The sequence below is a fragment of the Nocardioides sp. genome, from assembly GCF_047606145.1.
Classification (GTDB): Bacteria; Actinomycetota; Actinomycetes; order Propionibacteriales; family Nocardioidaceae; genus Nocardioides.
Window position 1 is genome coordinate 1 of record NZ_JASGET010000133.1, and the last position, 25,732, is coordinate 25,732.

A 25,732-nucleotide genomic window follows, 5' to 3' on the forward strand; every position below is an offset into this window, starting at 1 on the left:
CGCGCGGGGCGCCGCCGGCCGGCCCGCCGGGCCCGGCGCACTGAGCGCGGCCGGCGTCGATCAGGCGCGTGCGCCCAGGGCCGAGGTCAGTGCGGCCAGGGCACGATCGAGCTCGGCGTCGCTCACGCCGCCGAATCCGACCACCAGCCCGGTCAGCGGACTGCTGCGAGCATACGAGCTCAGCAGGTTGACCTCGAACCCGGCCGCGCGGGCGGCGTCACGGGCGCGGACCGCGTCCGGCTCGGGCAGCAGCCAGGTGGAGTACATCCCGGCCAGGGGGCCGGCCAGGTCGGCGTACGGCGCGAGCGCGGCGGCGACCCGCGGCGCCCGCTCGGCGTATACCTTGCGGGCCGCGCGCACCTGCTTGTCGAGCCACCCGTCCCGGAGCAGGGTGAGCAACGCCCGTTGACAGGGCCAGGCGGCGCCGGTGTGGGTCAGCAGTCGGCGCGCCACGATCGCCTCGTGCAGTCGTGGCGGCGCCACCAGCCAGCCGATCCGCAGGGTCGGCAGCACCGACTTGGCCGCGGTGCCGAGATAGGCCACCCGCGTCCGGTCGAGGCTGACCAGGGCGGGCACCGGCGCCACGTCGTAGCGGAACTCGGAGTCGTAGTCGTCCTCGATCACCAGCGCGCCGGTGCGTTCGGCGGCAGCCAGCAGGGCGAGCCGGTCGGCGGCCGGCATGACCCGGCCGAGCGGGTGCTGATGAGCGGGGGTGACGTACACCGCGACCACCCCGTCGAGGGGGCCGTCGACGGCCGGGAGCGGTACGGCGGCCGGCAGGTCGTGCACCTCCCGGCCGTGGCTGCGCACCGTCTCGGCCGCGGCCCGGTAGCCGGGGTCCTCGATCGCCACCGGACCTGTCGGCAGCTCCGGCAGCAGCTGGCGCAGTCCGTCGGTGGTGCCGGCGGTCACCACGATCTCGTCGGGGTCGACCCGCAGACCGCGGGTGCGGGCCAGCCGTTCGGCGATGGCGACGCGCAGCGCGGGCAGTCCGCGCGGGTCGTCGTAGCCCGGCGGCGGCGCGGCGGTGGAGACCTCGCGCCAGGCGCGTCGCCAGCCGGGATCGTGCCGGACGTCCACCCACGGCGTGCCGGTGTCGAGATGACGTCGCCCGGTCGCGGTCGGTGCGGTGGATCCGGCGGCGCGCCCCGCGCCGTGCTGGGCGCCGCGGTGGGCGCGATGGTCGGTGCTGCGCCCGAGTCCCGGTCCGGGCGGCGCCGCGACGAACGTGCCGGCTCCGCGCCGGGCGCTCACCCAGCCCTCGGCGAGCAGTTGCTCGTAGGCCTGTTCGATCACCGCGCGCGAGACCCCTAGGTCGGCGGCGAGCGCCCGGGAGGAGGGGAGTCGGTCGTCGCGGCGCAGCGTGCCGGCGACGATCAGGTTGCGGACCTGCCCGGCGAGCTGAGCCGGCAGCGGCGCCGTGGCGGTGCGGTCGAGCAGCAGGGGCAGCATGAGTGTCCTGTCGAAGTGACGTCTGATTGGCCCGTGGAGACAGGCCAATTCCGCGACACGATGGTGTCATGGACCCGCTCTCTCCGACACCCCGCACCACCATCGGCCGCGGCCGGGACCGCGCCGTGCGCGAACGCGAGCAGTTGCACGCACTGCTGGCCGACGCCCTGGTCGCCCATCTCGGCGTGCTGGCCGGTGAGCACCCCCACGAGCATCCGGTGGTGCTGCCGGTCGCCTTCGGCGTCGAGGCGGCCGGACCGGATGCCGGTGGCACCCTCTATCTGCACGGGTCGGTCGCCGCCGGCTGGCTGGCCCGCGCCCTCGAGCACGACGTCTGCCTGAGCGTCACCGAGCTCGACGGGCTGGTGGCCGGCCGCAGCAGCTTCCACCACTCGATGAACTACCGCAGTGCCGTCGTCATCGGCCGGGCCCGGCTGGTGACCGAGCTCGCCGAGCGGGAGCGGGCGCTGGAGCTGGTGGTCGATCACATGATCCCGGGCCGCTGGCGGACGCTACGGGCGAGCACCCGCAAGGAGCTCGCCGCCACCGCGGTGCTCGCCCTCGGCCTGGCCGAGGCGTCGATGAAGCAGCGCGCCGGCGGCCCGGGCGACGAGGCCGGGGACATCGCCGCCGGGGTCTGGGGCGGTCACATCCCGGTGCGCCGGACGGCCGGGGAGCCGGTGCCCGACCCGGACGCCACCGGCCCGGTCCCCGCGGACGTCGTACGGCGGGCCCGGCAGCTGGGCGCCCCGGGGTGAGGACGCGGTCCCGCTCGGAGGAGTCGCCGCGCTCACCCCGGCGCATGCCGGGGGTGGTTCTCGGATTAGGGTTCGGGCCATGAGCCAGCGCACGTTCGTGATCGTCAAGCCCGACGCGGTTCGCCGCGGCCTGGTGGGCGAGGTCCTCACCCGCTACGAGGCCAAGGGCCTCACCATCGCGGCGCTGGCCCAGCGCACCATCGACGGCGACCTGGCGGATCGGCACTACGCCGAGCACGTCGAGCGGGACTTCTACCCGCCGCTGCGCGCCTTCATCACCTCCGGCCCGCTGGTCGCGCTGGTGCTGGAGGGTGACGAGGCGATCGAGGTGGTGCGCACCCTGAACGGCGCCACCGACGGCCGGGCGGCCGCGCCGGGGACGATCCGTGGCGACCTGTCGCTGTCCAACCGGGAGAACCTGGTGCACGGCTCGGACAGCCCGGAGTCCGCGGAGCGGGAGATCGCGCTCTGGTTCCCCGAGCTGTGACCCGGTAGCCCGGTCGAGCGCGCCCCGGCCGTGCCGCCGAGGCCGGGTCCGGGGACCGATTCACGCGGGGTTGTCCACAGTCGCGCGGTACGCCGTTTTCCGTCGGGACCGCCGGGCACCGTCCCGTCCATGACAGCCACCACGCTCGAGCTGGAGCCGCTCGCGATCGCCACCCTGGCGCGGGAGTGGGACGACCAGAGCCTCGACCTCGACGCAGCGTCGTCCAGTGTCGCCGCCGCGCCGACGGCGGGCTTCACCACCGCGGTGCGCGGTGCAGCCGCCGGGTTCGCCGGCCACTGGCGCGATCACCTCCGCGACCATGCCCGGCAGGCCGAGGCTCGGGCGGACGCGCTGCGCGCCACCGCGCGGACCCTGCTGGTCGTGGAGCAGCTCGTCGGCCAGGCCGCTCACGGACTGGTCCTGGACCTGACCCTGCAGACGCTGCGGGAGGTGCGATGAGGCCCACGCCGATGCCCCGCTTCACCGCCCGTCCGGCGACGGTGACCGACTTCGGCAACGACGTCCTGGCCGTCTCGGCGATCCTCGACGACCTCGGCTCGACGGCCTACCGCTCCGCCCGCACCGACGATTGGCAGGGGGTCGCCGCCGAGAGCTACCGGAGCAGCGTGCGCCGGGTCGGCCGCCGGGCCGACGCGATGGCCGCGGCCGCCCGGACGGTCGGCCTGCGGGTCCTGGACCACGCCGACGCCCTCTCGGCACTGCACGGCCGCCATCGCGATCTGGAGCGGCGCTACCGGGAGCTGGAGGCCGCCGGGGCAGGGCCGGTGGGGCCGGTGGCCGGCGTCCCGGGCGACGCGCCGCACGGCTACGGCCCGAGTGTCGAGCCGCCCGGGCAGCACGACGCGCTGGTGGCCAGCTACGAGCGTGACCGGTCCGCATGGCTCGCGGACCTGCATGAGGCGGAGCAGTCGATGCTGGCCGCCTTCGGTCGCGCCGACGGCGAGCGCCGGGTGCTGCGACGCTACGGCGGGCGGCCGGACCCGGCCGACGGGCTCACCATCCCCGACCCGGGCGCCGACCCGCTCGCCGTACGCCGCTGGTGGGACTCGCTCACCCAGCCCCAGCGCGACGCGCTGTTGACCGAGAGCCCGGAGCGGCTCGGCAACCTCGACGGTCTGCCGGCCTCGGTGCGCGACGCCGCCAACCGGATCCGACTGGGTCGTGACCTGATCACCCTGGAGACCTATCCGAGCGGCACCCTCAGCGACGAGGAGCGCGACCGGCTGGCCAACGCCCGGGCGCTCTCCCGTGCCCTGGCCCGGATCGACCGACGGCTGGGGAACGACCCGCTCACCGGCGAACCGGTCCCCACCCAGATCTACCTCTACGACCCCGACTCCTTCGCGCACGACGGCCGGGTGGCGGTCGGCATCGGCGACCTGGACGCCGCGCCGAACGTGGCGATCACCGTGCCGGGGGTGGGCACCGACGCCGGCAGCGCGTCGGACCAGGCCACCAAGGCGATCAACCTCTACCAGGCCTCCCGCTACCTCTCGCCGGGGACACCCACCGCCACCATGTTCTGGATCGGGTACGACGCCCCGGACAAGACCGACGACGGCACCGGCGACGACCACTACTGGACCGGGCTGAGCAACGAGTCCAGGGCGGTCGACGGCGGCCGGCTGCTGGGGCACGCCATCGACGGCCTCACCACCATGCGCGACGACGACCCGCACCTGACCATCATCGGACACAGCTACGGCTCCACCACCGCGACCTACGGCGTCGACGACGCCCGGCCGGGGGAGGTGGACGACCTGGTGCTGGCCGGCAGCCCCGGGGCGGGCACCGAGCACGACCACGCCTCGGACCTGACGGTCCCCGACGGGCACGTCTACGTGGCCCGCAACAGCGGCGACCCGATCGCCGAGATCGGCGACCACCCCGACCTGACCGGCGCCGGCGCCGGGCTCGCGCTGGGGCCCGACCCGGCCGCCGACGACTTCGGCGCCATCCGGGTCGAGGCCGAGGACGTCGACCGGGACGATCGCGGCAGCCAGGGCTGGATCGCCAACCACACCTCCTACTTCGACCACGACACCGAGTCGCTGGCCAACATCGCCCACGTCGCCACCGGCGACTACGCGCACGTGACCACCACCGATCCGGTGGTTGCCGACGACGACCCCGGACTGAGGGACATCGGCTCCGGGGTGGGCCACACCGTCAGCGGGCTCGAGCACGGTCTGCGCGCCGGCTACTCCGCGCTGTTCGGGCTGGGCGGCGCGGGCGACGAGCTGGCCGACGGCGGGCGCGACCTGGCCGGCGGGATCGACTCGCTGACCGGCACCTCCGACGACCCCGAGGCCGACCGGGACCCGACCACCCCGCGCACCCACTGAGCCCGGGAGACGATCCGGGCCGATGGCCCGGCGGATCGCAACATCAGCCACACTGGTGTCGGCGTGCCTCACCAGAATCAGGCACGCCGCTGCCTAGCCTCGGATGCGGGCGCGTCTCACCTTCCCCGACCCGCGCCCAGGACGCGAGGCGATCGAGGATGGCGAACAGTTTCGTCGGCCGTGACATGGCCGTGGATCTCGGCACCGCCAACACCCTTGTCTACGTGCGCGGCAAGGGCATCCTGGTCGACGAGCCGAGTGTGGTGGCGGTCCAGTCCGCCAGTGGCGAACTGGTGGCGGTGGGCCACGAGGCCAAGCAGATGGTCGGCCGCACGCCCGACGAGATCGAGACGATCCGGCCGCTCAAGGACGGCGTGATCGCCGACTTCGAGACCTGCGAGCAGATGCTCCGCTACTTCATCCGGCAGGTGCACCGGCGGCGGTACTTCGCCAAGCCGCGGCTGGTGATCTGTGTGCCCAGCGGGATCACCGCGGTGGAGACCCGGGCGGTCAAGGAGGCCGGCTACCAGGCGGGTGCGCGCAACGTCTACATCGTCGAGGAGCCGATGGCGGCGGCGATCGGCGCCGGACTGCCGGTGCACCTGCCGACCGGCAACATGGTGGTCGACGTCGGCGGCGGTACCACCGAGGTCGCGGTGATCAGCCTCGGCGGCGTGGTCACCAGCCTCTCGGTCACCACCGCGGGCGACGACGTCGACAACGCGATCGTCGCCTGGATGAAGAAGGAGCACGCCCTGCTGCTGGGCGACCGGACCGCCGAGGAGGTCAAGATGTCGCTGGGGTCGGCCTGGCCGACCTCGGACGAGACCGAGGCCGAGATCCGCGGCCGCGACCTGGTCAGCGGTCTCCCGCGCACCGTCACCGTCTCCGCGGCCGACGTGCGCCACGCGATCGAGGAGCCGCTGCACGGGATCATCGACGCCGTCCGTGCGACCCTCGACCAGACGCCTCCCGAGCTCGCCGGCGACATCATGGATCGCGGCATCGTGCTCACCGGCGGCGGGGCGCTGCTCCGCGGCCTGGACGAGCGGTTGCGGCACGAGACCTCGATGCCGGTGCACGTCGCCGACAGTCCGTTGACCTCGGTCGCGCTCGGCGCGGGCCGATGCGTGGAGGAGTTCGACGCGCTGCGAGCGGTGCTGGTCTCCGAGCGCCGGAGGCGCTGATGGCTCTGTTGACGCCTCCCGGCCGGACCCGGCTGCGGCCGCTGATCAGCCCGCTCAAGACCGGTGACACCGGTGCGGGCGGGCCCGAGGGCCTCAACCGGCGCGGCAGCCTGCGTCCCAAGGACCCGCACGGCCCGAAGAAGTCGACGGTGCTCGCTCTGGTGCTCGCCTGCGCCACCCTCTTCACCCTGGACCAGACCTCGGCGCTCGACCCGGCACGCAACGCGTTCGGCGACCTGCTCAGTCCGGCCGAGTCGGCGGTCAGCACCCTCGCTCGACCGCTCACCTCGATCCCGGACTGGTTCGACAGCCGGGACAAGCTGCGTGCCGAGCTCGCCACCGAGAAGGCCAAGAACGCCGACCTGCGTGCCCAGCTGCGCAGCGACCAGGTCACCAAGGCGGAGGTCGCCCAGCTGCACGGGCTGGTCGACAGCGCGCAGAGCTTCGGCCGTGACCTGGTGCCGGCCCGGGTGATCGCCTACGGCCCGGCCCAGTCGTTCTCCCGCACGGTGACCCTCAACACCGGGTCGGCCGCCGGACTGAGTGCCGACATGACGGTGATCGACGACGACGGCCTGGTCGGCCGGATCCTGCGGGTCAGTCGGCACACCGCGACCGTGCTGCTGCTGGTCGACGACGATTCGGTGGTCGGCGGCCGGGTCGGCTCCTCGGGCGAGGTCGGCATGGTCAGCGGGACCGGCCAGATCGCCCACGACGCCACCCTCGACCTTGACCTGGTCGACCAGACCGCCGCACCGCTGAAGGGGGAGAGCGTCCTCTCCTGGGGTGAGGGCACCACCACGCCGTACGTCGGCGGCATCCCGATCGGGAAGGTCACCGGGGTCTACGCCAGTCTGCAGGACTCCTCGCGGACCGTGCGGATCAAGCCGTACGTCGACTTCGGCTCGCTGGACGTGGTCGGGGTGGTGGTGCCGGCCGGCACCACCGGAGACCACGGCACCATCGGCGCGGACGGGAGCATCACCTCGAGCACCGGATCGAGCACCGGATCGAGCACCGACAGCGGAGCGAGCCGATGAACGCCGTACGCCACCTCGCCGGAGTGCTCGCCCTGCTGGTCGCGCTGGTGCTCCAGCACAGCCTGTTCGGCGCCTTCGCCTGGGACGGCGTGGTCCCCGACCTGGTGCTCCTGGTGGTGGTCGCCGCCGGTCTGGCCCGCGGCGGTCAGACCGGGGTCGTGCTCGGCTTCGTCGGCGGCATGCTGCTCGACCTCGCCCCGCCGGCCGACCACAGCGCCGGCCGCTGGGCGCTGGCGCTGATGCTGGTCGGCTACATCGCCGGCCGGGTGCGCGCCACCGACGCGGGTGTGCCCCGCGGGGAGGACGGCCGGCCCACCGCTGTCGCGGCGATGGCGACGGTCGCGGCCTGCTCGTTCGTCGGCACCAGCGTGTTCGCGCTGACCGGGGTCGTGCTGGGCTGGATCGGGTCGGGCGACGGCGGCGTCGGGTTCGGCGAGATGCTGCGGGTGATCGCGATGAGCCTGGTCTGGGACGTGCTGCTGGCGCCGCTGGTGATCCCGGTCGTCATCGCGATGTTCGCTCGGCTCGAGCGGGAGCGTGTGCGCGCCTGATGAGATCCCACACCACGCCGAGCCCGGCGAAGTCGGCGCCCACCGCCCGGACCAGCCGGCTTCGGCTGTTCGTGATCCAGGCGCTGGTCTTCTCGCTCTTCGCCACGCTCGGCGTACGGCTGTACTACCTGCAGGTCACGCACGGCGACTCCTACCAGGAGCAGGCCGCCTCGCAGTCGGTCCGCGAGGTGGTCGAGCAGCCGGTCCGTGGCCTGATCGTCGACGACCAGGGCCGGGCGCTGGTCACCAACCGCACCTCGTGGGTGATCAGCATCGACACCGAGGTGGTGGACAAGCTCTCCGCCAAGGACCGGCGGCGGCTCTACGCCCGGGTCACCGCGGCGACCAAGGTGAGCGGCACGAGCATCCGATCGGCGCTGAAGAGCTGGAACGGGTCGTCCTACCAGCCGGTGCCGGTCGCCGAGGACGTGAGCAAGAAGGTCGCGCTGCGGATCCTGGAGCAGCCCGAGGACTATCCGGGCGTGGTGGCCAAGAAGCAGACCGTGCGCTACTACCCGAAGCCCTACGGCGTCAACGCGGCCGGCGTGCTCGGCTACCTCTCGCCGATCACCGACAAGGAGTACAAGGCCGCGCAGAAGGCCGATGACGAGTCGCTGAACAACACCTCCGAGGTCGGCCGCTCCGGCCTGGAGAAGGAGTACGACGAGTACCTGCGCGGCATGCCGGGTTACGACTCGGTCACCGTCGACTCGCTCGGCCGGGAGATCGGGGAGGGCGACTCGGTGGCGGCCCAGGCCGGTGACACCCTGGTCACCAGCATCGACGCCCGGGTCCAGAGCGTCGCCGAGAAGCAGCTCGCGCAGACGATCAAGACGGCCCGCAACACCTACGACACGGTCACGCACAAGAACTACGTGGCCGACTCCGGTGCGGTGGTGGTGATGGAGGCCAAGACCGGTCGCGTGGTGGCGATGGCGAGCTCGCCGACCTACGACCCGAGCGAGTGGGTCGGCGGCATCACCCAGAAGCAGCTCAACCGGCTCTACTCCAAGAGGTCCGGCTATCCGCTGGTGACCCGCGCCACCCAGGGCCAGTTCGCGCCCGGATCGACCTGGAAGCCGTTCGTGACCACCGGGGCGCTCAGCGATGACCTGTCCGCGGACACCCGGTTGGGCTGCACCTCGGGGCTGCAGATCGGCAACCGCTGGTTCAAGAACTACGAGTCGGAGTCCTACGGCGACATCTCCTTCGCCGAGGCGCTGAACGTCTCCTGTGACACCTTCTTCTACCGCGTCGGCCTGCATTTCTGGAACAAGTACGGCAGCGACCCGGCCAACGCCAAGGCGAAGGACCCGCTGGCCAGCGCGGCGCACTCGTTCGGCTTCGGCAAGCAGACCGGGATCGACCTGCCCGGCGAGGCCAGCGGCCGGGTGGGCGACCGGGTCTGGCGGGCGTCGTACTACAAGCAGATGAAGAGCTACTACTGCACGATGGACAAGAAGGGCAACGCGCCGACCGCCTTCCTCAAGCTCTTCTCCCACGAGTTCTGCGCCGAGGGCAACTACTTCCGGCAGGGTGACGCGGCCAACTTCACCATCGGGCAGGGAGACACCACCGTCACCCCGATCCAGCTCGCCCGTGCGTATGCGGCGATGTCCAACGGCGGCACCGTCTACGAGCCGACCATCGGCAAGGCGATCGTCAGCGCCGACGGCACGGTGATCAAGAAGATCAAGCCCAAGGTCGCCGGTCACGCCAAGGTCAGCAAGTCGGCGATCTCCTACGTGAACACCGCCCTGCTCGGCACCTTGAAGGCCGACGGCTCCTGGAACGGCACCCTGGCCTGGAAGTTCAACGGGTTCCCGCTGGACAAGGTGCACATCCGCGGCAAGACCGGCTCGGCCGAGGTCGAGGGCAAGCAGTCGACCAGCTGGGTGGCCACCTACGACAAGAACTACGTGGTGATCATGATGGTCAGCCAGGGCGGCACCGGCTCGGGCACCTCCGGACCGGCGGTCCGCAAGATCTGGGAGAGCCTGTACGGCATCACCGGCAGCTCTGTGGATGAGAGCAAGTCGGCGATCCCGGGAGTGGTGGAGACCGAGTCGCTGCCCCGGTTCGGCAAGGACGGCTCCATCCTGCCGCCGGCCAGCTCCGGCAAGTCGGCTGGCAAGTCGGCTGGCAAGGGGGAGGACTGATGGCCGGGTCCGCCGTGAGCTCCTCGCCCGGCGCCGCGTTCACCCGTCGGCTGGTCCGGCTCGATTGGGTGCTGATGGCCGCGGTGCTCGCCCTGGTGGTGCTCTCCGCGCTGCTGGTCTGGTCGGCCACCGCGCACCGCGACTCGCTCACTGGTGGGGACTCCACCGCCTACCTGCGCCGTCAGGTGCTCAACATCGTCATCGGTCTCGGCCTGCTCGCGGTCGTCGTCTCCACCGACCACCGCTGGGTGCGGATCATGACCCCGGTGGTGTACGGCGCCTCGGTGCTCGGCCTGGTGCTCGTGCTCGTGATGGGCTCGACCATCAACGGGTCGCGCTCCTGGCTCGACTTCGGGCCGCTCAGCATCCAGCCCTCCGAGTTCGCCAAGCTCGCCGTGGTGGTCGGCATGGCGTTGGTGCTGGCCGAGCGCGCCGAGGGACGCTGGCGTGCCCGGGTGGGCGTCGGTGACCTGGCCGCGATGCTGGCGGTCGCCGCGGTGCCGGCGGTGCTGATCATCGCCCAGCCCGACCTGGGCACGATGCTGGTGCTCACCGCCACCGTGTTCGGGGTGCTCGCCGCCGCCGGCACCCCGCGGCGCTGGCTCGGCGTGCTCGCGCTCGGCGGCGTCGCGGCGGCCGCCGCTGTGGTGGACGGCGGCCTGCTGAAGGAATACCAGATCCACCGGTTCATGGCCTTCACCGATCCGAGCCTCGACCCGAGCGGGGCGGGCTACAACGTGCAGCAGGCACGGATCGCGATCGGTGACGGCGGGATCTTCGGCCAGGGGCTGTTCAGCGGCAGCCAGACCCGCGCCGGCTTCGTGCCCGAGCAGCACACCGACTTCATCTTCACCGTGGTGGGCGAGGAGCTCGGCCTGGTCGGATCGGTGGTGGTGATCGGGCTGCTGGTCGTCGTACTGTGGCGGGCGCTGCGCATCGCCGCCCGCACCGACGACCTCTACGGCCGGGTGGCGGCCGCCGGGATCGCCTGCTGGTTCGGCTTCCAGGCGTTCCAGAACATCGGGATGTGCCTCGGCATCATGCCGGTCACGGGCGTCCCGCTGCCGTTCCTCTCCTACGGCGGATCCTCGATGTTCGCCTCGATGCTCGCGATCGGGCTGCTGCAGAACATCCACGCCCGGGCGACCGCGCCGGCCGCCGTACGACGGGCGGCGGGCAGCGCGCTCGCGGTGCGCTGAACGGCCGCGCGACCGCCCTCTCGATCCGGTCTCGCTACCCCGACGGATGACGACCGGCGACGACCGATGACAGACGACCGATGACAACTGTCACGGATGCGTAGAGAGTCTCCGTTTCTTGGCCGCATCTGGTTTAGATTCGGCATCGATGAGCACCAGCACAGCCACCCCGGACGGTCCGGCACCGACCGGCGAGTACACCCACCAGCAGATCGTCACGATCCTCACCGGGCTGCTGCTCGGGATGTTCCTCGGATCGCTGGACCAGACCATCGTCTCCACCGCGATCCGGACGATCGCCGACGACCTCCACGGGCTCGACGCCCAGGCGTGGGCGACCACCGCCTACCTGGTCACCTCGACGATCACGACGCCGATCTACGGCAAGCTCGGCGACCTGTGGGGTCGCAAGAAGCTGTTCATGTTCGCCATCACCGTCTTCGTCATCGGCTCGACGCTGTGCACCCTGTCGACCTCGATGTACGAGCTGGCCGCGTTCCGCGCCTTCCAGGGTCTCGGCGCCGGTGGCCTGTTCACCCTGGTGCTGGCGATCGTCGGCGACATCGTCTCGCCGCGCGAGCGGGCGAAGTACACCGGCTACTTCATGGCCACCTTCGGATCCTCGAGCGTGCTCGGCCCGGTGATCGGCGGCTTCTTCGCCGGCACCGGCACCATCCTGGGTATCGCCGGCTGGCGATGGGTCTTCCTGGTCAACGTGCCGATCGGGATCCTGGCGTTGGTCGTGGTCTACCGCACCCTGCACGTGCACCACGTCAAGCGGGCGGCCCGGGTCGACTGGATGGGCGCGGTGGCGCTGGTCGTCTGCCTGGTGCCGCTGCTGACCGTGGCCGAGCAGGGTCGGAGCTGGGGATGGGCCTCGGGCCGGTCTCTGGCCTGCTTCATCGTCGGCGCGGCCGGTCTGCTGGGCTTCGTCGTGGTCGAGCGCCATCTGCGCGACGATGCTCTCATCCCGCTGCGGATCTTCCGGATCAGGCCGGCCGCCATCACCCTGGTCGCCAGCGTCATCGTCGGCATGGCGCTCTTCGGCGGGATGATGGTGCTTCCGCTGTACATGCAGATCGTGCACGGCGCCTCGCCCACCGAGTCCGGATTCATGATGCTGCCGATGGTGCTCGGCCTGATGTCGGCCGCCTTCTCCTCGGGCAGGATCATCAGCCGCACCGGCAGGACCCGGATCTTCCCCATCGTCGGGTCCGCGCTGATGGCGGTGGGCATGTTCCTGCTCGCCCAGATCACCGCCGACACCCCGCTCTGGCTGGTGATGGTCTTCATGCTGATCACCGGCTACGGCGTCGGCAACTGCATGCAGCCGCTCATCCTCACCGTCCAGTCCTCGGTGCCGCCGACCGAGATCGGCGTGGCCACCTCGAGCGCCACCTTCTTCCGTCAGATCGGCGGCACGATCGGGGTCGCGGTCTTCCTCTCCATCCTCTTCGCCGCCGTGCCGGGCAACATCGCCTCGGCGCTCGAGGACGCCGCCACGACGCAGAGCTACCAGCAGGCCGTCGCCGCCGCGCTCGAGGAGCCGGCGTCCAGCCCGGACCACCGACTGGCCAGCGGCGAGTCGAGCGTGATCACCGGCATCAGTCAGGACTCCTCGATCATCAACCGGCTCGATCCGGTGCTGGCGCACCCGCTGAAGGTGGGGTTCGCGGAGTCGATGACGCCCATCTTCTGGACCGCCGGCGGCCTGGGGGTGCTCGCCCTCCTGGTGCTCGCGACGATGCCGGAGGTCGAGCTGCGAGCGACCTCGGCCGCGGCGGCCCGGGCCGCTGCCATGCCCACCGAGCCGGAGCGACGCTGAGAGCCGGAGCGATGCCAGGAGCACGTGGTGACGGTTCGTGGCGGCCTCGTCGCTCGACGTAGGCTGGCAGGCATGTCCAGCTCCGCGCCCGCGTCGGTCTTCCCGCGCCTCGAGCCACGTCTCGCGCTGGTCTCCAAGCCGGTCCAGTACGTCGGCGGAGAGCTCAACGCGACGGTGAAGGACTGGGACTGCGGAGCGGCTGCCGAGGGCCAGGACGGCGCGGGCCAGGACGGCGAGACGGTCCGGTGGGCGCTGATGTATCCCGATGCCTACGAGGTCGGCCTGCCCAACCAGGGCGTGCAGATCCTCTACGAGGTGCTCAACGAGCAGGACTGGATCCTCGCCGAGCGCACCTACGCCGTCTGGCCCGACCTGGAGAAGGTGATGCGCGACGGCGACGAGCAGGGGCCGATCCCGCAGTTCACCGTCGACGCGCACCGGCCGGTCGGCGCGTTCGACCTGTTCGGGATCAGCTTCTCCACCGAGCTCGGCTACACCAACATGCTGACCGCGCTCGATCTCGCGGGGATCCCGCTGCATGCGGTCGACCGCGGCGCGGACCACCCGATCGTCCTCGCCGGTGGGCATGCCGCCTTCAACCCCGAGCCGATCGCGGACTTCCTCGACGCCGCCGTGCTCGGCGACGGCGAGGAGGTCGTGCTGAGGATCTCCGAGGTGGTCCGCGAGTGGAAGTCCGAGGGTCGCCCGGCGGGCACGATGCCGAGCGCGCGCGACGAGCTGCTGCGCCGGCTGGCGGTCAGCGGCGCCGTCTACGTGCCGAAGTTCTATCGGGTCAGCTACGCCGAGGACGGCACGATCGAGGCCGTCGTGCCTACTCATGCCGGGGTGCCGTGGCGGGTGCGCAAGCACACCCTGATGGATCTCGACGCCTGGCCCTATCCGCGCAACCCGCTGGTGCCGCTGGCCGAGACGGTGCACGAGCGGTTCAGCGTGGAGATCTTCCGCGGCTGCACCCGCGGCTGCCGGTTCTGCCAGGCCGGGATGATCACCCGGCCGGTGCGGGAGCGGTCGATCACGACCATCGGCGACATGGTGGAGAACGGCATCCGCAAGTCCGGCTTCACCGAGGTCGGACTGCTGTCGCTGTCGAGTGCCGACCACACCGAGATCGGTGACATCGCGACCGGACTGGCCGACCGCTACGAGGGGTCGAACGTCTCGCTCTCGCTGCCCTCGACCCGGGTGGACGCCTTCAACATCACGCTGGCCAACGAGTTCTCCCGCAACGGCCGGCGCTCCGGGCTGACCTTCGCCCCGGAGGGCGGCTCGGAGCGGATGCGCAAGGTGATCAACAAGATGGTCACCGCCGAGGACCTGATCCGGACCGTCGCCGCGGCGTACTCGCATGGCTGGCGGCAGGTGAAGCTCTACTTCATGTGCGGTCTGCCGACCGAGACCGACGAGGACGTGCTCGAGATCGCCGAGCTGGCCAAGCAGGTGATCGCCACCGGCCGAGAGGTGTCGGGTCGCCACGACATCCGCTGCACGGTGTCGATCGGCGGGTTCGTGCCGAAGCCGCACACCCCCTTCCAGTGGGCGGCGCAGCTCGACCACGAGACCACCGACCAGCGGCTGGCCAAGCTGCGTGAGGCGGTGCGCGCCGACAAGCGCTTCGGCCGGGCGATCGGCTTCCGCTACCACGACGGCAAGCCGGGCATCGTCGAGGGACTGCTCTCCCGCGGCGACCGCCGGGTCGGCGCCATCATCGAGGAGGTCTGGCGCGACGGCGGCCGGTTCGACGGCTGGAGCGAGCACTTCTCCTACGACCGTTGGGTCGGGGCCGCCGAGCGCGCCCTGGCCGCGCTGCCCGCCGCGGAGCGGGGGGTCGACCTCGACTGGTACACCACCCGCGAGCGGGCGTACGACGAGATCCTGCCCTGGGACCACCTCGACTCGGGCCTGGACAAGGACTGGCTGTGGGCCGACTGGGAGGACGCGCTCGCCGCCGCCGAAGGCGAGGACATCGAGGTCGAGGACTGCCGCTGGACGCCGTGCTACGACTGTGGCGTCTGTCCTGAACTCTCGACCGAAACGCAGATCGGACCGACAGGAAAGAAGCTGCTGCCGCTCAGCGTGGTGTGAGCGGGCGCCCGGCGAAGCCACGACGTCTGTGACGCCGGCGTCCGACCGGTCTCGTCGGTGCCCAGCACCATCGCGTCGATCTTCGCGCTATCGCGACCGGCCGACGTTGACCTCGACCCCGCGGGTGTGGTCCACGAGATACGTCGGATCGACATCGAGGGCGTCGGCCAGGCGCCAGATGACGTCGAGCGTCGGGTTCGGCAGCTTGTACTCACCGTGAGAGTCCTTGTGACTACCGCGGTCCTTCAGCAGCAGCGAGATGTAGCCGCGGCTGAGTCCCGCCCTCTCGGCCAGCGTCCGCTCGGAGAGTCCCCGCTCGGCGCGCAGACTCCGCACCTTGGCCCCGAAGAGCCGCGCCTTCTCGGCGAAGTCGGGTTGGTGGTCGGTCGCCGGCACCGCCCCACCCTGTTCGCCTGCGCGTTGGCAAGTGGTCCAATATATTGGACCGGTGCCCGATGTATTGAGCCACGAGGAGGGTGAGCGGTGGAGTACGCCGGCGTCGCGCCCTCACCGACCCGGTCTTCGGCTGGCCGTACGACCTCCGCTCGTCAGTTCGAGTTCGGACCCGACGGTCCGACGGGCCCCGTGCCCGCCCCCTCGATGTCCGATGGGGCGGGCAACAGACGGGATCGTGAAGACGGTCCATCGAGCAGGGGAGCGCCAGCCGCGGTTGTCGCCGATCCTGAACGCCTGGGAGCCGGTCGGCTCGACCGACGGTGTCTCGTACCTGACCCGCAAGGTGGCGCTCCCCCTCCGACCAGTCGCGCGGTGCTCGACAACTCCTGCGTCCGGCACTAGTTGCCACAGCCGGCACGCCCCCACACGTCGTAGGAGGCCCACACCGCCCGATGGTCGGAGACGGTCGAGCGCAGCACCCGCGCCTTCGTCGGGGTCAGCCAGTCGTTGTGGAACAGGAAGTCGATCCGGTTGCGAGCCCGTCGCTGCGGGTGGGTGAGCCCGGGTCCCGAACCCACCTGGGCCCAGGTGTCGGAGAGCATGCCGGCAGCGATCCGATACACCTGCGAGCGGGGCGTGGAGTTGAAGTCGCCACCGAGGACGACCGGCTCGTCGATGCCCGCGACCAGCCGTCGTATCGCCTTGATCTGGACGACGCGCATCGAGGCGGAGGTCTGCTGCAGATGGGTGTCGAGGACGCTCACCGCCTGGCCGTCGAGGCTGATCCGCACCCGGAGGAGACCGCGTTGCTCCATGCCGGCCCGGTTCGGCAGGTGGGTGTTGGTCGAGGACAGGATCTTGTAGCGGCTGAGAACGGCGGTCCCGTAGAGCCCCTGGCGGGTCTCGCGGCCGATCGGCGCTCGCACCACGTTGGTGCCGAATGCGGCGTGCATGCCGGTCAGCCCGGCCAGGATCGTCGGTTCGTCGCGGAACCCGGTGCGGAACCGGAACCGGTCGACCTCCTGCAGGAGTACGACGTCCGGCTGGGCGGCAGCGATCTCGGCCGCTATCCGGGCCAACTGCACCCGGTGCTGGCCGATCCCACCGTGGATGTTGAACGTCATCACGCTGAGCCGGCGCGGCGAGCGGCAGGGTGACAGGCTCGGTATCGCCGAGGGATCGATCCCGGTGGAGCCGTCGGAGGTCCCCGCCGAGCCGCTCGAGCCGCCGGCGCCGGCCGTCGCGGTGGCGCTCGAGGAGCCGCCGGCCGAGGCGGAGGCGCTGGGCGAGGCCGACGAGGAGGTCGACGGACCGGCGGAGCTGTCGTCCTGGTCGAGCGACCGCACCGCCACCGCGACGCCGATCACGGCGAGGACCACCGCGAGCACCAGCGCCGGCGCCAGGTCACGGGCCCAGCGTCGCGCCATCAGGTTCCGCTCGGCTCGTCGGCTGCCGGTTCCTCGGTGTCTTCGACGGTCTCAGCAGACCCGGCAGACCCGGCAGACCCGGCAGACCCGGTCGCCGGGCGCGGGTGCCGCCGGGCGAGCTGCTGCTCGACCAGGAGTGGACGCCCGATGTAGAGCGCCAGCGCGCCGAGCGGGACGGTGAGCACCATCAGCATCAGCACCGGAGCCGTCCAGCCGTCGGTCGCCGTGTGCAGCAGGCCGAACGCGAACGGGCCGGCGGCGGCCAGCAGGTAGCCCAGCGACTGCACCACCGCCGACAGCGCGGCGGTGGTCTCGTGGTCCCGGCTGCGCAGTCCGATCATCACCAGGCACAGCGGGAAGGTCAGCGTGCCGACACCGATCAGCAGCGCCGCCGGAATGGCGAGCGCGTGCGGTGCCACCAGCACGCAGAGGTATCCCAGCGGGAAGCCGGCGATGGTGGTGAGCAGGATCGGGCGCGGATCCCGGCGCCAGGCCGCCGCAGCCGGGACGATCAGCGAGAGCGGGACGGCGGTGGCGCTGACCAGCCCGACCAGCAGCCCGGCCTCGCCGGCGGAGAAGCCGCTGCCCCGCCACAGTGACGGGAACCAGCCGAAGACGGCGTACGCCTGCAGCGACTGCAGCCCGAAGAACGCGGCCAGGCCGAGGCCGAGCGGGGTGCGGGCGACGTCGACCAGCCGGACCGACTTCGCCGGCGGCGGCGTCGACCGGTCGTGTCGCATCAGGCCCAGCCAGGGCATGGCGGCGACCACCGCATAGACGCCCCAGACCGCGAGCCCGGTGCGCCAACCGCCGTCGGCGTGCGAGATCGGCACGGTCAGCACCAGGGCCAATGTCATGCTGAGCGCCGAGACGGTGCTGTAGAGCGCGGTCACGACGCCGACCCGCTGCGGGAAGTGCCGTTTCACCAGCGAGGGCAGCAGCACGTTGGCGACGGCCATCCCGGCCAGGGCGACCGCCGAGAGCGCCAGGAAGATCCATTCGTTGGCCGCCAACGACCGGGAGAACAGTCCGACCGCGACCGCGAAGAGCGAGAGCAGGGTCGCCCGGTGGATTCCGAAGGTGCGTGCCACCCACGGCGCGATCGCCCCGAAGGCGGAGAAGGCCAGCACCGGCAGCGCGGTCAGCAGCGAGGCCACCGTCGCCGACATGTCGAGGCTCGAGCCGACGTCGGGGAGCACCGGACCGACACTGACCGCCGCCGGGCGCAGGTTCAGCGCGAGCAGCAGAATGCCCGCGAGCATCAGCGCGGCGGAGGTCGTTCGGCGGTTCACTGCCTGCATCCTGTCATCCGGATGTGAGGGTGGTCTCGTCGGGCTCGCGGGTTCGGTCGAGACCGTGACGAATGTCAGGGTGCCCGGCGACCGCATTACCCTGCCCGGGTGCGTCAGCAGCCCGAACAACAAGCGCCCCCGGTGCAGCGCCTGCGGATCCGATACGCCAAGCGCGGCCGGCTCCGCTTCACCAGCCACCGCGACTTCTCCCGAGCCTTCGAGCGTGCCGTCGCCCGGGCCGGCGTCCCGGTCGCCTACTCCTCGGGATTCAACCCGCACCCGCGGATCTCGTACGCCGGCGCCGCCCCGACGGGTGCGGCCAGCGAGGCGGAGTACGTCGAGCTCGCGCTGCGTGAGCCGGTCGACCCGGGATCCACTCGGGAGGCGTTGAGCGCGGCGATGCCGTCCGGCCTCGACCTGGTCGAGGTGGTGGACGCGGCGAACACGATGCCCGGCGCGCTCGCCGAACTGCTCCAGGCGAGCAGTTGGCTCATCGACCTGCCCGCGTCGTACGAGCGCGCGCAGGCGGCGGTGGCGGCCTTCCTGGAGGCCACCGAGGTGCCGGTCGACCGGATGACGAAGAAGGGGCTGCGCACCTTCGACGCCCGGTCGGCGGTGGTGCGGCTGGCCGCCGGCTCGCGCGTGCCCGGCTCCCGGCTCGAGCTCATCCTGCGGCACGGCACCCCCGCGGTGCGTCCCGACGACGTCGTCACCGGACTGGAGCGCACCGGCGGGCTCGAGGTCGGGGTGGAGTACGGCGGCCTGCCGCTGCTGACCCGGCTCGCCCAGGGCCCCTTCGACGACGCGACCGGGCTGATCGGAGACCCGCTGGCGGCCCGCTGAACATCCCGGCAAAGACGCGTCGATGCGGCGACGCTGCCGGAGTTCTGTGGACCGTGTGCGATAATCGGGATGTCCGGCTGCGGCCACCGTCGCGCGAAGGCCGGGCCGACGACGTTCTCGCCGGCGCCTGTCCCTCGGGACGGGAGTCGGCACACCGGTGGACCGGATCGTCGCCAGACCGCGACGCGGCTCGAAGATCGGGCCGGCGACCGCGGCAGGAGCGATCGGGTCGGCAGGTGACGTGCTGCGGAGAGCGCCGCCGCCACTGACAAGCTTTGCGCCGCCGGCCGGATCCCGGCCGCGGCACCTGAGGCTCCACCGCGATCCGTCGTGGGGGAGAAGAGGAGTACGGCATGGCCGACGACCAAACCCTTGACATCGCCGTGCCCGAGGAGAGCTCCGGCTCGGCCCCGGCACGCAAGACGACCACCCGGCGGACCACGAAGAAGTCCGCGGCGAAGAAGACCGCCGCCGCACCCGACGCCCAGACGGACCCCGGGCCAGAGACCGGGTCCGATCCCGGGTCCGATCCCGCGAGGACGCCGGCGAAGCGCACGACACGCAAGCGAGCGGCCGCCTCGGCAGCGGTGGTCGGGGCCACCACCGAGACCGCCACCGAGACCGCCGAGCAGCCCGCCGTCGCCGGCGACGAGGCGAGCGATCCGCCGGCGAAGAAGACCAGCACGCGCAAGGCCGCCGCCAAGAAGACCACCACGGCGAAGAAGAGCGCCACCAGGAAGACCACGGCGAAGAAGACGACCGCGACTAGGGCGGCCGCGAAGAAGGCCGAGTCCGAGCCGGCCGCGGTCGAGGAGGCGGTCGAGCCGGCCGCGCCGGCGAAGAGGACGACCCGACGGGCCGCGAAGAAGCCGGCGAGCGCGCCGGCCGAGTCGGTCGTTGGAGCAGTCGAGTCGGTCGTTGGAACAGCCGAGACGGTCGTTGGAACAGCCGAGACGGTCGAGACCTCGGGTGAGGAAGCGGCCGAGGGCGCGGCGCCGGCGAAGAAGGCCACCCGCAAGCGTGCCGCTGCCACGAAGGCGACCGCGACGAAGAAGACGACCAGCCGGCGGGCGAAGGCTGCCGACACCGACCAGCCCGTCGACGGCGAGCAGCCGGAGCAGACCGAGCAGTTGGAGCAGACCGGGGAGCACGCGGAGGCGCAGGCGCCCGCGGTGCTGTTCCAGGCGCCGGCCAAGAAGACCCGGAGGCGGGCCACCAAGAAGGCCGCCGCGGAGCCGGTCGTGGAGCCGGGCGAGGACGGCGCCCCCACCGAGCAGGAGGCGAGCGCCTCGGCAGCGGCCGCGGAGACCCCGGTCGAGGCCGGTACGACGCCGGACCAGGTCGCGCCGGACGACGAGACCGGCGGGTCCGAGTCGGCCGAGGACGAGGGCGAGCAGGCCGAGGCCGCCTCCGGTCGCCGGCGCCGACGCCGGGGCGGTCGCCGCCGCCGCAAGTCGAGCGGTGACGCCGAGGCCACCGACGGCGAGCTCGCCGACGCGGAGAAGAACGATGGCGCCGACGCCAAGGCCGACTCCGCCGAGTCCAACAAGTCCGCCAAGTCCGCCAAGTCCGCCAAGTCCGCCAAGTCCGATGAGGCCAACAAGTCCGACGAGTCCGGCAGCACCGACGGTGAGGACACCACCGAGGGAGCCGAGCAGTCTTCCGGTTCGTCGCGTCGTCGACGCCGGCGTCGCCGGGCGGGCGAGGCGGACGCGGACACAGGTGGCGACAGCCCGCCCAACACCGTCACCAAGGTGCGTCAGGCCCGCTCCGCGGAGGACCAGATCACGGCGCTGTCCGGCTCGACCCGGCTCGAGGCCAAGAAGCAGCGTCGTCGCGAGGGTCGTGAGGCCGGTCGTCGCCGCGCCCCGATCGTGAGCGAGGCGGAGTTCCTGGCTCGCCGCGAGTCGGTGGAGCGGGTGATGGTCATCCGCCAGCGGTCGGACCTCACCCAGATCGGCGTGCTCGAGGACAAGGTCCTCGTCGAGCACTACGTCGCTCGCGAGTCGCAGACCTCGCTGATCGGCAATGTCTATCTCGGCCGGGTGCAGAACGTGCTGCCCTCGATGGAGGCGGCGTTCGTCGACATCGGCAAGGGGCGCAACGCGGTGCTCTACGCCGGCGAGGTGAACTGGTCGGCGCTCGGCTGGAAGGAGGGCCAGCCCCGCAAGATCGAGTCGGTGCTGACCTCCGGCCAGAAGGTGCTCGTCCAGGTCACCAAGGACCCGATCGGTCACAAGGGCGCCCGGCTGACCTCCCAGGTCTCGCTCGCCGGGCGGTTCCTGGTCTACGTGCCGGACGGCACCACCTCCGGCATCTCCCGCAAGCTGCCGGACACCGAGCGACACCGGTTGAAGAGCCTGCTCAAGCAGATCGTCCCGGACAGCGCCGGCGTCATCGTGCGCACCGCGGCGGAGGGGGCCTCCGAGGACGAGCTCACCCGCGATGTCGAGCGGCTCAAGGCCCGCTGGGAGGAGATCGAGAAGAAGGCCGGTGGGAACGCACCCCAGCTGCTGTACGGCGAGCCGGACCTGACCCTCAAGGTGGTCCGCGACCTGTTCACCGAGGACTTCGCCAAGTTGGTCATCCAGGGCGACGGATCCTGGGACACGGTGCAGTCCTATGTCGCCCAGGTGGCTCCCGACCTGGAGCCGCGGCTGGAGCGGTACGACGTCGCCGAGCACTCCGGAGTGGACGCCTTCGCCGCCTACCGGATCGACGAGCAGATCGCCAAGGGGCTCGATCGCAAGGTCTGGCTGCCCTCGGGCGGCTCGCTGATCATCGACCGCACCGAAGCGATGACGGTGGTCGACGTGAACACCGGAAAGTTCACCGGCTCCGGCGGAAACCTGGAGGAGACGGTCACCAAGAACAACCTGGAGGCGGCCGAGGAGATCGTCCGTCAGCTCCGGTTGCGTGACATCGGCGGCATCATCGTCGTCGACTTCATCGACATGGTGCTGGAGTCCAATCGGGATCTGGTCCTGCGCCGACTGGTCGAGTGCCTGGGGCGAGACCGCACCCGGCATCAGGTCGCCGAGGTGACCTCGCTCGGCCTGATCCAGATGACCCGCAAGCGGATCGGCACCGGTCTGTTGGAGGCGTTCTCGGAGACGTGCGAGCACTGCGGCGGTCGCGGTCTGGTGCTGCACGACCACCCGGTCGACCCCGGCAAGGGGGGCAACGGTGGCGCGAGTGAGGAGCCCCGACGCCGTCGCGGCAAGCGGGGGAAGAGCGCCGAGGCCGAGCAGGCTCGAGACGCCGGCAAGAACGGTCGGGCCGGCAAGGGCGGCGAGAACGCCTCGGAGCCGAAGACCCCGTCGCCGGCGGAGTTCGCCGCCATGGCGGCCAAGTCGACTCAAGGCGACCCCGAGTCGGCGTCGGCTGTCGAGCCGGTTGTCGAGCCGGATGTCGTGATCGAACCGGCCGAGCCCGCCACTGAGCCGGTCACCGAGCCCGCCACTGAGCCGGTCACCGAGGTCGTTCCCGAGTCGGACGCGGTCGCCGAGACTGCGACCGAGACTGCGACCGAGACTGCGACCGAGACTGCGACCGAGACTGCGACCGAGACTGCGACCGAGACTGCGACACAGCATGACGATGGCCCCGTCCGGCCCAAGGTCGTGACCCGCACCCGCCGCCGGTCCGCCAGCCGGCCGGCCGGTTCACCGGTGGCCAGCGAACCGGCGCCGATCGTGCTCGCGCCGGTCGCCGTACCGGCCGCGAGCGTGTCGGTGCCCGAGCCGCCCAAGGTGATCACCCGGACCCGTCGTGGTGCCAGCCGTCCGGCCGGTGCGACCGTCGCCGACGGTGCGAGCGTCGTGCTCGCCGGCGACGGCTCGACCGCCGAGGACCCCGCCGTCGAGCACGTCCCGGTCAAGCGCAAGGGCCGCAAGCGCTGAGCCTGGTGCCACGCACGAGTCGCCGGCGTCGCGACGTTTTGCGGTGCTGCGCAGTGACTGCGTACTATTGATCCTCGGCGTGCGCAGCCTGTCTGCGGGCTCCCCGCCGCAGACGTGTCGTGGCGAGGGGAGCCTGCAATCGCGGGCTCCGGTATGCACAAGCTTTGTTCGCAGGTAGATGAAGGAGACCGCGGTGTACGCGATCGTGAAGGCTGGCAGCACCCAGCAGAAGGTTGCCGTCGGCGACGTCATCGAGATCGACCGCGTCGACGGTGAGACCGGCAGCTCGGTGACGCTGCCGGTGGTCCTCCTCGTGGACGGCGAGAAGGTCACCGCGACCGGTCTCGACTCCGCGGCCGTGACCGCCGAGGTCGTCGGCGCCACCAAGGGTCCGAAGATCGTGATCCAGAAGTACAAGAACAAGACCGGCTACAAGAAGCGCCAGGGTCACCGGCAGAAGTACACCCAGGTCAAGGTCACCGCGATCAACGCCTGAGCGGCGTGATCATTCGGCTCGAGAACAAGGACTGAAGAGATGGCACACAAGAAGGGTGCGGCCTCGACCAAGAACGGCCGCGACTCCAACTCCCAGCGCCTCGGCGTGAAGCGCTTCGGTGGCCAGGCCGTCAACGCGGGCGAGATCATCGTCCGCCAGCACGGCACCCACTTCCACCCCGGCGCCGGCGTCGGTCGCGGCGGCGACGACACCCTGTTCGCGCTGCAGGCCGGTGCGGTGCAGTTCGGCACCAAGCGCGGCCGTCGCGTCGTCAACGTCGTCCCGGCGGAGTGACGACGCGCTCGTAGGGCTATCGACGAAGGGCGTCCCGATGGGGGCGCCCTTTTGTCGTCGTACGACCGCCGGGAGCCCGACGACCCGAGCTCGCCACTCGGGCGGCCCCACCCCACATCTCGACCATCTCAACCACCTCGACCATCTCGATCACCCGGAGACCTCATGGCTGTGCCCACCTTCGTCGACCGGGTCACGTTGCACGTGGCCGGGGGCCGGGGCGGCCACGGCGTCGCCTCGGTGCACCGGGAGAAGTTCAAGCCCCTGGGTGGCCCGGACGGCGGCAACGGCGGCCCCGGCGGATCGGTGATCCTGCGGGTCGACCCCGACGTCACCACCCTCATCGACTACCACCACTCCGCGAAGCGGAGTGCCACGAACGGCGGCCAGGGGGCCGGCAGCCACCGCAACGGCAGCCATGGCGAGGACCTGGTGCTGCCGGTGCCGGACGGCACCGTGGTGACCGACATGACCGGCCGGGTGCTGGCCGACCTGATCGGTCCCGGCAGCGAGCTGGTGGTCGCCGAGGGCGGCCGTGGCGGGCTGGGCAACGCGGCCCTGGCGAGCACCAAGCGCAAGGCCCCCGGATTCGCGCTGCTCGGTGAGCCGGGGGAGGAGCGGCAGATCGGCCTGGAGCTCAAGGTCGTCGCCGACGTCGGCCTGGTCGGCTTCCCCAGCGCCGGGAAGTCGTCGCTGATCGCGGCCATCTCCCGGGCCCGTCCCAAGATCGCCGACTATCCCTTCACCACCCTGGTGCCGAACCTGGGCGTGGTCCGGGCCGGTGAGACCACCTTCACCGTCGCCGACGTGCCGGGGCTGATCGAGGGCGCCAGCGACGGCCGTGGGCTGGGCCATGACTTCCTGCGTCACATCGAGCGTTGCGCCGCGCTGGTCCACGTCGTCGACACCGCCTCGCTCGAGCCGGGCCGCAATCCGGTCGACGACCTCGACGTCATCGAGAACGAGCTCAGCCGCCACGGTGGGCTCGAGGACCGTCCGCGCCTGGTCGCGCTGAACAAGATCGACGTGCCGGACGGTCGCGAGATCGCCGACATGACCCTCGAGGAGCTGCGCGCCCGGGGCCTGCGGGTCTTCGAGGTCTCCGCGGCGTCCGGGGAGGGCGTGCGCGACCTGGTCTACGCGATGGCGGCGCTGGTCGAGGCCTCGCGCACCGAGCGCCCGGTGGTCGAGCCCCGGCGGATCGTGCTGCGCCCGCAGTCGGACGGCGGGGCGGACTTCACCGTCAAGGTCGCCCGGGACGGCTCCTTCCTGGTGCGCGGTCCCAAGCCGGAGCGCTGGGTGCGCCAGACCGACTTCGCCAACGAGGAGGCCGTCGGCTACCTGGCCGACCGGCTGAACCGACTGGGCGTGGAGGAGCGGCTGGTCGAGCTCGGTGCCGTCGAGGGCGACACGGTGGTGATCGGCGAGGTCGACAACGCGGTGGTCTTCGACTTCCGGCCCTCGATCGAGACCGGCGCGGAGATGCTCGGCCGACGTGGTGAGGACCAGCGCTTCTACGAGGAGCGGCCCGCGGCGCGCCGCCGCCGCGCGATCGAGGACGCGATGCCCGAGCGGGGTGAGCACGAGACCCGTGCCGACGTGGCCCGTCGCGTCGACGAGTCCCAGCCGGTGTCCTACGAGATCGGCTCGGCCGCCGACCCCGACCGTGACGACGCGGACTGGGCCGAGCGGGATCCCGGCCCCGCCGACGAGGACTGAGCATGCGTCCCGCGGTCACCCGGGCGCGCCGGGTCGTCGTCAAGGTCGGCTCGTCCTCGCTCACCACCGCCGCCGGTGGGATCGATCCGGCCCGGGTGCGCGCCCTGGTCGACGTACTCGCCGCGAGCCGGAGCCGTGACGCCGAGGTCGTGCTGGTCTCCTCCGGCGCCATCGCCGCCGGCCTGGCCCCGCTCGGCCTGCCCCGACGGCCGCGGGCGCTGGCCGCGCAACAGGCC

Annotated in this window: 19 protein-coding genes and 2 pseudogenes; 17 read left to right on the top strand and 4 right to left on the bottom strand. The window is 71.7% G+C overall.

Annotated elements, in window-relative coordinates; all coding sequences use genetic code 11:
- Positions 1-60 precede the first annotated feature (60 nt).
- Positions 61-1,452: a PLP-dependent aminotransferase family protein gene (locus QM638_RS17800; RefSeq protein ID WP_415144089.1), complete on the bottom strand. Its 1,392-nt coding sequence runs from the start codon at positions 1,450-1,452 to the stop codon at positions 61-63.
- A 68-nt stretch (positions 1,453-1,520) separates the two neighbouring features.
- Here QM638_RS17800 and QM638_RS17805 point away from each other — a divergent pair, with 68 nt between their 5' ends.
- From QM638_RS17805 to QM638_RS17855, 11 genes are all read left to right on the top strand, one after another.
- Positions 1,521-2,210 carry a pyridoxamine 5'-phosphate oxidase family protein gene (locus QM638_RS17805; protein WP_415144091.1) on the top strand — a complete coding sequence of 230 codons (690 nt, stop codon included), beginning with the start codon at positions 1,521-1,523 and terminating at the stop codon, positions 2,208-2,210.
- 79 nt (positions 2,211-2,289) lie between these two features.
- Positions 2,290-2,697, top strand: a complete 408-nt coding sequence (gene ndk, locus QM638_RS17810) for a nucleoside-diphosphate kinase (protein ID WP_415144093.1) — start codon at positions 2,290-2,292, stop codon at positions 2,695-2,697.
- A gap of 129 nt (positions 2,698-2,826) precedes the next feature.
- Positions 2,827-3,156: a hypothetical protein gene (locus QM638_RS17815; RefSeq protein ID WP_415144095.1), complete on the top strand. Its 330-nt coding sequence runs from the start codon at positions 2,827-2,829 to the stop codon at positions 3,154-3,156.
- Between the two features lie 11 nt (positions 3,157-3,167).
- The gene (locus QM638_RS17820; protein ID WP_415144097.1) at positions 3,168-5,063 is read left to right on the top strand and encodes an alpha/beta hydrolase; all 1,896 of its coding nucleotides are present in this window, start codon (positions 3,168-3,170) and stop codon (positions 5,061-5,063) included.
- A gap of 158 nt (positions 5,064-5,221) precedes the next feature.
- The gene (locus QM638_RS17825) at positions 5,222-6,250 is read left to right on the top strand and encodes a rod shape-determining protein (RefSeq protein WP_415144099.1); all 1,029 of its coding nucleotides are present in this window, start codon (positions 5,222-5,224) and stop codon (positions 6,248-6,250) included.
- A complete protein-coding gene (gene mreC, locus QM638_RS17830; protein ID WP_415144100.1) occupies positions 6,250-7,290 on the top strand; it encodes a rod shape-determining protein MreC in 1,041 nt (346 codons plus the stop codon). Before QM638_RS17825 ends, mreC begins: the two co-directional genes overlap by 1 nt.
- The gene (mreD, locus tag QM638_RS17835) at positions 7,287-7,841 is read left to right on the top strand and encodes a rod shape-determining protein MreD (protein WP_415144102.1); all 555 of its coding nucleotides are present in this window, start codon (positions 7,287-7,289) and stop codon (positions 7,839-7,841) included. The genes mreC and mreD overlap by 4 nt, the downstream gene beginning before the upstream one ends.
- The gene (mrdA, locus tag QM638_RS17840; protein WP_415144104.1) at positions 7,841-10,000 is read left to right on the top strand and encodes a penicillin-binding protein 2; all 2,160 of its coding nucleotides are present in this window, start codon (positions 7,841-7,843) and stop codon (positions 9,998-10,000) included. The genes mreD and mrdA overlap by 1 nt, the downstream gene beginning before the upstream one ends.
- Positions 10,000-11,199: a rod shape-determining protein RodA gene (gene rodA, locus QM638_RS17845; protein ID WP_415144106.1), complete on the top strand. Its 1,200-nt coding sequence runs from the start codon at positions 10,000-10,002 to the stop codon at positions 11,197-11,199. Before mrdA ends, rodA begins: the two co-directional genes overlap by 1 nt.
- Positions 11,200-11,347: 148 nt before the next feature.
- Positions 11,348-13,024, top strand: a complete 1,677-nt coding sequence (locus tag QM638_RS17850) for an MDR family MFS transporter (protein ID WP_415144108.1) — start codon at positions 11,348-11,350, stop codon at positions 13,022-13,024.
- 72 nt (positions 13,025-13,096) lie between these two features.
- Positions 13,097-15,127, top strand: a complete 2,031-nt coding sequence (locus QM638_RS17855; RefSeq protein WP_415144110.1) for a TIGR03960 family B12-binding radical SAM protein — start codon at positions 13,097-13,099, stop codon at positions 15,125-15,127.
- Between the two features lie 87 nt (positions 15,128-15,214).
- On the opposite strand, the gene QM638_RS17860 is transcribed toward QM638_RS17855, so the two are convergent.
- The 3 genes from QM638_RS17860 to QM638_RS17870 form a co-directional block, all read right to left on the bottom strand.
- Positions 15,215-15,523, bottom strand: a complete 309-nt coding sequence (locus QM638_RS17860; RefSeq protein WP_415144111.1) for a helix-turn-helix domain-containing protein — start codon at positions 15,521-15,523, stop codon at positions 15,215-15,217.
- A 398-nt stretch (positions 15,524-15,921) separates the two neighbouring features.
- Complete coding sequence (locus QM638_RS17865) at positions 15,922-16,950, bottom strand: endonuclease/exonuclease/phosphatase family protein (RefSeq protein ID WP_415144113.1); 1,029 nt, start codon at positions 16,948-16,950, stop codon at positions 15,922-15,924.
- Positions 16,950-18,242, bottom strand: a complete 1,293-nt coding sequence (locus QM638_RS17870; protein WP_415144115.1) for a CynX/NimT family MFS transporter — start codon at positions 18,240-18,242, stop codon at positions 16,950-16,952. Before QM638_RS17870 ends, QM638_RS17865 begins: the two co-directional genes overlap by 1 nt.
- 108 nt (positions 18,243-18,350) lie before the next feature.
- On the opposite strand from QM638_RS17870, the gene QM638_RS17875 reads away from it, so the two are divergent.
- The 6 genes and pseudogenes from QM638_RS17875 to QM638_RS17900 all read left to right on the top strand — a co-directional run.
- Positions 18,351-19,085, top strand: a complete 735-nt coding sequence (locus QM638_RS17875) for a TIGR03936 family radical SAM-associated protein (RefSeq protein WP_415144117.1) — start codon at positions 18,351-18,353, stop codon at positions 19,083-19,085.
- A 1,184-nt stretch (positions 19,086-20,269) separates the two neighbouring features.
- Positions 20,270-22,330 (top strand): annotated as a pseudogene (locus tag QM638_RS17880) (Rne/Rng family ribonuclease); the annotation flags it as partial.
- 850 nt (positions 22,331-23,180) lie between these two features.
- Complete coding sequence (gene rplU / locus QM638_RS17885; protein ID WP_415144119.1) at positions 23,181-23,483, top strand: 50S ribosomal protein L21; 303 nt, start codon at positions 23,181-23,183, stop codon at positions 23,481-23,483.
- Between the two features lie 39 nt (positions 23,484-23,522).
- Positions 23,523-23,777, top strand: a complete 255-nt coding sequence (gene rpmA, locus QM638_RS17890) for a 50S ribosomal protein L27 (protein ID WP_415144121.1) — start codon at positions 23,523-23,525, stop codon at positions 23,775-23,777.
- Positions 23,778-23,942: 165 nt separating this feature from the next.
- Positions 23,943-25,496: a GTPase ObgE gene (gene obgE / locus QM638_RS17895; protein ID WP_415144123.1), complete on the top strand. Its 1,554-nt coding sequence runs from the start codon at positions 23,943-23,945 to the stop codon at positions 25,494-25,496.
- Positions 25,497-25,498: 2 nt separating this feature from the next.
- Positions 25,499-25,732, top strand: a pseudogene (locus tag QM638_RS17900) (glutamate 5-kinase); the annotation flags it as partial.